The sequence below is a fragment of the Laceyella putida genome (genome assembly GCF_042665195.1).
GTDB lineage: Bacteria > Bacillota > Bacilli > Thermoactinomycetales > Thermoactinomycetaceae > Laceyella > Laceyella putida.
In genome coordinates, this window is record NZ_JBHTBW010000063.1 from 1 (window position 1) to 8,554 (window position 8,554).

Annotated in this window: 7 protein-coding genes; 4 read left to right on the plus strand and 3 right to left on the minus strand. The window is 44.0% G+C overall.

Translation table 11 applies throughout. The annotated features are described in order from the left end of the window. From ACFQNG_RS17780 to ACFQNG_RS17790, 3 genes are all read left to right on the plus strand, one after another. On the plus strand, positions 1 to 552 hold a 552-nt coding region (locus ACFQNG_RS17780), incomplete at its 5' end, for a BclA C-terminal domain-containing protein (protein WP_379867129.1). A gap of 144 nt (positions 553 to 696) precedes the next feature. Beyond that, complete coding sequence (locus ACFQNG_RS17785; RefSeq protein ID WP_379867130.1) at positions 697 to 1,770, plus strand: tetratricopeptide repeat-containing glycosyltransferase family 2 protein; 1,074 nt, start codon at positions 697 to 699, stop codon at positions 1,768 to 1,770. A gap of 104 nt (positions 1,771 to 1,874) precedes the next feature. Beyond that, the gene (locus ACFQNG_RS17790; protein ID WP_379867132.1) at positions 1,875 to 2,327 is read left to right on the plus strand and encodes a hypothetical protein; all 453 of its coding nucleotides are present in this window, start codon (positions 1,875 to 1,877) and stop codon (positions 2,325 to 2,327) included. 154 nt (positions 2,328 to 2,481) lie between these two features. Here ACFQNG_RS17790 and ACFQNG_RS17795 read toward each other — a convergent pair whose 3' ends face one another. The 3 genes from ACFQNG_RS17795 to ACFQNG_RS17805 all read right to left on the minus strand — a co-directional run bounded on the left by ACFQNG_RS17795 (position 2,482) and on the right by ACFQNG_RS17805 (position 6,716). Continuing rightward, on the minus strand, positions 2,482 to 4,560 hold the full coding sequence (locus ACFQNG_RS17795; RefSeq protein WP_379867134.1) for a thioredoxin domain-containing protein: 2,079 nt from the start codon (positions 4,558 to 4,560) through the stop codon (positions 2,482 to 2,484). 399 nt (positions 4,561 to 4,959) lie between these two features. Continuing rightward, on the minus strand, positions 4,960 to 5,238 hold the full coding sequence (locus tag ACFQNG_RS17800) for an imm11 family protein (protein ID WP_379867136.1): 279 nt from the start codon (positions 5,236 to 5,238) through the stop codon (positions 4,960 to 4,962). 1,094 nt (positions 5,239 to 6,332) lie between these two features. After that, positions 6,333 to 6,716, minus strand: a complete 384-nt coding sequence (locus tag ACFQNG_RS17805; RefSeq protein ID WP_379867138.1) for a hypothetical protein — start codon at positions 6,714 to 6,716, stop codon at positions 6,333 to 6,335. Positions 6,717 to 6,851: 135 nt separating this feature from the next. Between ACFQNG_RS17805 and ACFQNG_RS17810 the strand changes: the two genes are divergently transcribed. Further along, positions 6,852 to 7,472, plus strand: a complete 621-nt coding sequence (locus tag ACFQNG_RS17810) for a TetR/AcrR family transcriptional regulator (protein WP_379867140.1) — start codon at positions 6,852 to 6,854, stop codon at positions 7,470 to 7,472. The last annotated feature ends 1,082 nt before the right edge of the window (positions 7,473 to 8,554 follow it).

Here is an 8,554-nt window from a genome sequence, read left to right on the forward strand (position 1 = left end):
GGAGCTACAGGGGCAACAGGAGCTACAGGCGCTACGGGACCACTGGGACCTGCTGGACCAACAGGCGCTACAGGAGCTACAGGGGCGACAGGAGCTACAGGGGCAACAGGAGCTACAGGCGCTACGGGGGCTACTGGAGCTGGATTAGCCGAATACGCGTATATTTACAACCTAACTCCTCAAACGGTAGCTATAGAGGCTCCTGTCATTTTTGATACAAATGGAATAATTACAACTGGAATTACGCATATCCCCGGAACCGCTCCAATTTTAGTTACCACTCCGGGAGAATATGAGGTTACTTTCTCCGTGTCGGGTACAGAACCCAACCAATTCGCACTATTTTTAAATGGCTTGCCGGTTGCGGGAACAGTCTACGGTTCAGGTGCCGGCACTCAGCAAAACAACGGTCAGGCTATAATCGCCATAGCAGCCGGCGATGTTCTTACCCTTCATAATCATTCTTCTGCTGCAGCAGTTGGCCTTGCGTCTTTGGTAGGAGGCACACAAGCAAACGTAAACGCTTCTATTGTTCTTAAAAAATTAAATTAGCTTCGAATGAATATGGAACCCTCACAAAATCAAAGTGAAATTGTTTCGATCAATCACCCCTCAATTTCATGTATACCTTGGAATTGAGGTGGTGATCGATTTTTTCACATAGAAAGAAAATCGATGGTAAAGGAGCGTTCCAAATTGATTACCGTTAGCCTTTGCATGATTGTAAAAAATGAAGAGGAGACCATTGCAAGATGTTTAGAATCGGTGAAAAATCTCGTCGATGAAATTATCATCGTTGACACGGGTTCTACCGATAAAACCAAAGAAATTGTTTCTCAATTTACCGACCGTATAATCGACTTCACCTGGATTGACGACTTTTCTGCTGCACGGAATTTCTCTTTCCAGCATGCAACCATGGACTATATTTTTTGGTTAGACGCTGATGATGTGCTATTGGAAGATGATCGCAAAAAGTTTTCTACCTTAAAGGATACGCTTGATCCTAACGTTGACTCTGTTACTATGATATATAGTCTTGCTACTGATGAAAATGGAATGGTAACAACCAGCCTTCGCCGCAATCGACTTGTAAAAAGGAAAAATAACTTTAGGTGGCATGGGGCTGTTCACGAGTATCTGGAAGTTTTGGGGAATATACTTAACAGCGACATCACTGTAACCCATAAACCCTTACATCAACATCACGACTCTGAAAGAAATCTTCGGATCTATGAGAAGCGGTTGGCTCGAGGAGAAGAATTTTTGCCAAGAGATTTATTTTATTATGCTAATGAGTTACTAGATCATCAATATTATGAACGAGCTATCGAATACTATGAAAAATTTTTAGAAACGAAGAAGGGTTGGGTTGAATACAATATTTCCGCTTGCGGAAAACTGGCCGATTGTTTTGACCATCTTGGTGATCAAGAAAGTGCACTCCAATATATTTATAAATCTTTTGAATATGACACTCCACGTGCGGAGTTTTGCTGCAGACTCGGGTATCACTTTTTAAATAAAAAACAGTATCGAATGGCAGCTTTCTGGTATAAATTAGCTACACAACTAGAAAAACCTGTGGAAAGTTGGGGATTGCTCAATCATGCATGCTGGACATGGCTTCCTCATTTACAGTTGTGCGTTTGTTATTCACAATTAGGCAACCATGTTTTAGCCTATGCCCATAACGAGATTGCCCGGAAACATTTACCTGATTGCCCTAGTATTTTGCACAACAAACGCTTTCTAGAATCTATTTTATAAAAACAACGAGTTAGCAAAACAGGCTGATATTTGGTTAGGTATGGCAGCTCAAATATGAAGATATGTAGGGACTTAAAAAAATCGTCTTAGAATATACCAACTATTTGGTTAAACGCGGTCATAAAGTGAATATCGTTTGTTACGACCCTGAGCCTACTTGGATCAAGGTTAAAGCCAATTACATTCAAGTACCATTCGGGCATGGCTTGGCAGAGTCCATTCCAGAAACGGATGTTATCGTCACAACAGTCTGGGACCAAATGATAGATTGTTACTTAATACAAAAAGCTCCCGTTATCCATTTTGAACACGGAGATATTTACATTTTTGAATTTGAAAATTATAACAACGATACACAAGAGCTTTGGAAACAGCGCTGGTCTGTGCCGATACCAATTTTAGCAGTCTCCTCAGGACTTGCCGCACAGATAGAAAAAACTTTAAACGAAAACACCTCCGATAAGAATATATGTTTTATGAATATTTGTTCTGATTATACCGCAACAGCATATCGCTGTAAATTATTAACTAAATTGTATGGTCATAGTAGCAAATAAGGTCATTTAGAGGTCAGTAAAAACAAAAAAATACACCACTCTAGATAAGTGATGTACCAATAAAATATATAATGTGTAACATTATAATCAAGTTCTTTAATCTGTAATGGAGATTACTTATTTTAATTTTACAGAGTAGTGGGTTCCTTTCCGCCTAAGAGGAGGCCAACTTCTCCGTCAGCTCCTTCACATCCTGAATCGGGCGCTGGCAGGCGAAGTTCTCGCAGATGAAGACCAACGGTCCGTCGGCATCGGCCGGCTTCTCCAAAACCGACGGCGTCATGAACTTCATCGTCGTCGGCATTTCCCCACGCGGCGACAGCGCAATCACCGCTTCAGGCAGATACGCCCGCTGCACGACGCGGATCATTTCCTTGGTCGCCCCATCGTTGGGATGGCCCGAGATCACGATCTCTTTCCCCGGCCCATGGGCGAATTGGAGCGCCACCAAGAAGAACGAGTGGGAAATCGGCGACGAATCGACCGCCTTGGCAAACGCCTTCATCTGCCGTTCCGCCGCCCGGGTCAGTTCCTCATCCATCGTGAGGCGGGCCAGGCGCAACAAGTTGTACGTCGCCACCGAATTGCCCGACGGGGTCGCCCCATCGTAAATCTCCTTCGGACGCACCAACAGCGATTCCGCATCCCGCCCGTAAAAATAGAAGCCGCCCGCATCCGGGTCCCCAAACAACGCGATCATCCGCCGCGTGAGCGTGAGCGCCAGCTCCAGATAACCCGCTTGGAATGTCGCTTCATACAGCTCCATCAATCCCCAAACCAAAAAGGCATAATCATCCAGATACCCCAAATGAGCCGCTTCGCCGTCACGGTAACGGGCCAGCAAGCGCCCATCCTCCCGCATCAACTTGTCCTTGATGAAGAGCACCGCCTCGCCGGCCGCTTCCGCGTACATCATCTCGTCCAAGACCCGCGCCCCACGCGCCAAAGCGGCAATCATCAGGCCGTTCCAAGAAGTGAGGATCTTATCATCCTTATGCGGATGCTCCCGCTCTTCCCGGGCCTCAAAGAGCTGTTCCCGCATCCGATTCAACTTCGCCGCCAACTCATCCGGGGTCACACCCTGATCCTTGGCCGCCTCCTCCAAGTTGAAGCCGATCTGGTGCAACACCGTGGTGCCATGCTCGAAGTTGCCCTCTTCCATCACCCCAAAGCAAGCGGAGAACAAGGCCGCATCCTCTTCACCCAACACCGCGGCGATCTCATCCGGCGTCCAGACATAGAATTTGCCTTCCTCCCCTTCCGAATCGGCGTCTTCCGCCGAATAAAACCCGCCATCTGGTGAGGTCATGTCCCTGAGGACATACTGGAAAATCTCCCTGGCCACCTGGGCATACTTCTCATCCTGTGTCGCTTGGTACGCCTCCAGATAAGCGATGGCCAGCAAGGCGTTGTCATAAAGCATCTTTTCAAAGTGGGGCACCAGCCACTCCCGATCCACAGAATAACGGGAAAAGCCATAACCGAGATGGTCATAGATGCCCCCTTGCCGCATGCAATCCAGCGTATGCGTCACCATATGGAGCGCTTCCTCTTCGCCCGTCGACTTCCAATAACGGAGCAAGAACAACAAATCATGCGGGCGCGGAAACTTCGGCGCCTCGCCAAACCCGCCGTACACGTCATCAAACTGGCTCGCGAACTGCTCAAACGCATGGTCGAAGACCCCTTCCGACCAGTCGCCCTCCTCCGCCGGATTCAGGTACTGCCGGACCGCTTCCACCACCCGGTCGCCCATCTCCGTCGCCCGCGCGCGCTCCTCTTTCCACAGCGCCGCCACCTTCTTCAGCAGCGACTTCAAGCCAATCCGCCCATACTTCTCTTCCTTCGGGAAATACGTCCCCGCAAAAAACGGCTTCTGCTCCGGCGTCATGATAATCGTCAACGGCCACCCGCCATGCCCCGCCATCGCCTGGCACACCGTCATGTAGATATGGTCCACATCCGGCCGCTCTTCCCGGTCCACCTTGATCGAGACATAATGTTCATTCAGGATGGCGGCGACCTCCTCGTCTTCAAACGATTCCCGTTCCATCACATGGCACCAATGGCAAGTGGAATAGCCGATGGATAAAAAAATCGGTTTGTCCTCCGCCTTCGCCTTTTGAAACGCCTCATCCCCCCAGGGATACCAATCCACCGGGTTATAGGCGTGCTGCAACAAATACGGCGACTTCTCCCGTGCCAAACGGTTGGGCTGTCTGTTTTGGTTCATATGTACCCTCCAAAAAAGAACGACGCGATTGCTAACGTCGTTCAATAATCATCTAAGTATAGTATTCCCCGATGTGGTTCCAGCTTATCTGTTTGGGGTGGGATTGTAAAGGAAGGACTCTAACTTTTGCATTTGTCCAACATCGCTTGGTAGATGTTTCATAACTAGCAATATCCAGCATCGACCTAGATGTTATGAAATAAAAAATGCGGAGTAGATCATTAAAAAGAATTAATCACCAGTAAGATTTTTTGTTCAATTCCAGAAGCCTTACTGATTTATTCAAATAGTTTCTGTATTTCATTATTATTGGCGTCAAATACAGAGTTTATTTTTAATTACATGGAATTTGTGAAGCAACTAGACTTACAAGATCCCATGGGGACGTCAATCATTTTGCTAGTCTTCGTTACTCCAAACTTCCTTAAAAATTAGTCCAGTCAACCTATGCTCATGATACTTTTTTACAAATGAATCTGTAACATAAATAGAACCAGGATCTTGTGGAATTTTAAAAATGACTTGGTCACCTACTTTTTCTGGAACAAATTTATGCTTAATAATTCTCATGATGCGTCCACTGCTAGGAAATCGTTTTACTTCAGCAGTATCTTCATCGAAAGCATATATGATATTCATTACGTTAAAAGCAAAATTAGCATTGTTATCGACATTCACAGTAAGAAATTCGCCATAAGGTACTAACTGTTCTTCGAATATCTGTCTGGCTTCCGAACTGAATACTAGGATATTGGATAAAAAGATTAAAAAATCTCCTCTGTCGGCAAATCTTTATACTCATTAGGAACCGTCATTAAAACTGGCTCCCAATCAACAGCAACAGATTTGCCAAACTGCTCAAAGCGTTCAAAAGAAGCTTCTCATTTCGGCATAATTACCTTTTACTAATTATCAAAGTGAATGATATATATTTTCATCAACCTTCTCCTTTCAATGCGGAAATATACTTTGACCACTTCCCCTGTCTTCAGGTACGGGGTTGGTCAAATAGAAACGATCAAGTAATACAAGGTTTACAGATGACCAGTCACCACCTGCAGCATGGGCACCATATACAATTACTCCTACATTCTTCTGAGTGAAACATCCCCGTATTTATGCAATCTTGATAACATTCTTCAAAGGGACAGTTAGGGTACTCCCCGCTTAAATAGGGATAGGTTACTGTTGGAATGGTGTAGGGATAGACATAGGACTGGGCAGCTATGGATCCAGGATAGGAATAGGGGATCTGTCTATATGTTTCTCGATTCAATGTATGTTCCTCCTTATCTCAATGTTAGTTTTCCCGATATTATATTTGTCTGTGTACGTTCTAGACGATTGTCCATGCATAATTGGGTGATTGCCTAAAGCCAAAGAAGCGATCACATGATTGGCTCAAGGTGACCAACTATCATGATCATGATGTTCGGTGGACTGTGATTCGGAAAAGGGCGTTCGGGTGGCTCATCGGACTGGAGGAAAAGGGGCGGGTGCGTCCGGCAGGCCTCATCGAGTTTGGCCACCATCTGATGTTAGGAAAGCGGAATGGTCCATAGTGAATAAGGTGAAGGTCGCTGAGGACGAGAAGTTTATTTATCTGGAGTCGGCTATTGCCATGAAGGTGAAGTCAAGAGGGCTGACCAAGCGAGGAATGATACGGATACCCGTGTTTCAGGAGCCTGTATTTCAGATCAAGGTAATTTTGATGTTCCATTTAATGAACAAAGACTTGAGATCCTGTGACCTCAAGTCTTTGTTTTAGAGCTTTAGTAATAAACAGTACCTGATACTCTTGTCGAGGCTTTTGTAATGTTTGCAATCTGTATTTTATATTGTTTTCCAACAACTGTATCGTATCCTAATTCCATATGATTTTCATAGGGATCAACACAGGTGGTTTTTAAATGAGTTCCAGAAGAACTGTACAATTTGTAACATAACTCAACATTGGATGATTTATTGACAGTAACATAAATTGAAGTATCTGTAGCTTTAAAAACTTTACCACCACCAATCCAAACAGAGTCAGAAAATGTTGCATTGTAATATTGACTGTAGGTTGTGGCAAATGCATCAGTTGCCGGAAGGATCGTTAATGAAAAAGCAGAAACAAATAGGAAAAGCACGGGAATCAACTTTCTTATTTTCAATACTATTCACTCCTTATTTAAACGTTGATATCAAACCGTATGTTTGGTACGATTTCATTATAATATATATATATTTGTCAAAATCAATGGAATCATACCAAACATTTATAATATAAATGAGCGGGGGACAATCACATGAAATACTCCACAGGTAAAGAAACCAAAAGAAAAATCATTGATGCCACTTTCCAACTCATGGCCGATAAAGGATTTGACGCGTTAAGCATTGACGACATCATGACCAGCATCGGAAGAACCAAAGGGTCCTTTTATGTTCACTTTAAAAGCAAGGAAGAACTGCTGTATGAAGTGATGCGTACACGTTTGGATCGGGGTCATGGTCAGATGGCAGAAGAGATTCTAAAGGAATTATCCAAAGACAACTGCAATGTCCGGGCCATTCTGGAAAGAGTGACAGATGAAATTCATTCGAGCTCAGGGCAAAATCGCTTGACCTGGGCATTTGCTTTTTATCATCTCTTAATCCATTCCCGTAAGAATGAGTTTGTTCGTGAATGGTTGGAATCGAATGAGGATCAGTGGTCAAATTTTTTAAGGATGATTGTGAAAAGAGGTCAGGAGTTAGGACAAATCCGAACAGATGTGGATACGCAAACCATCACCAATATGTGTATGGCGATCGTGGTAGGGTATGACATTCTTTTCATGCTTAATCCCCAAATTGATTTTAGCGAGGTGAATCATATTCACGATTGGATGTTTGTTAATGATCAAAACCCCAAAAATGAAGGGTGAGTAAAGCCAGCTATCTCAATTACTATGGCATCCCTGCCCATTATACAGAAGTTGCCATTGCAGAGATACTAAACAGTAGTTGGTTGATCATTAATATCTTACAGATGCTATTAAGTGCTGGATTAGGGATTGTCAGTATTGTCATTCATAATGTAGTTTCTGCCCTGTCTTTACCAAAAATAAAGGTTTGGTTATTTTTGCAATGCTTAAATATCTATTTGTTTATAGTTTTGTGCAAATTCATTTATAACTTGAGCAACAAAACATTTTATATGATATCAGGGAAGCACAAGCGACAACAGCCAAAAGTGGTCTGTTTGGTACACCAAAAACAAGTGGCCAAAGATGGAAAAATAGTTTGTCTTTAAGCGTCCACTAGGGCTTGTCTGGTCATCAATGTATGAATCAATCGATGAAGGCAACGATTCATCGAGCGGCATGAAAATAGACCGCCCGTTTCTCAAAACGCGTGGCGATGCCACACCATTGTTTAAGGCGGTTGATGCAGCGTTCAATCACATTTTGGCGTGCATATATCTGTTCTTTTCGATAGTTGCTTACCCCAGTCCCCAAAAATCGTCTACCGCATCGTACGTATAACCACATGAGGAACTTTCCCTATAGTGTGGCATATGGCAATGGCGCTTCATCATTTTTTTCATGTACTTACATGCTTTTTTACAATGATAATACGCTTTGTGCATGTCATGATCCATCATATGTGGCATCTTGTGTGGCATCATAGGTGGACACATCATGTGCGGGTAATGCATGGGATATTTATGTTCCATTTTAACAACCCCTTTATGATCTTGATTCGTATGCAGTATACGGAAGACTTTCCATATTTGCTCTAAGTTAAAAGCCTATATTCGTCGGATTGGTCGAATGACCCTATTTTGAGACTCCACACGGCTGAAGCCGTGGGATTCTTGGATAGTTCATGTCCTCAATCCATTTCTGCTTTGGACAACTTCCAAGTTCAGGGCTGTCTCATCAGCCCATCCCATACAGTTTTACAACATCGTTGCATGTACCCATATGGGCGGCGTACCTATGACCAGTACGCTAGGCGGCGAGTC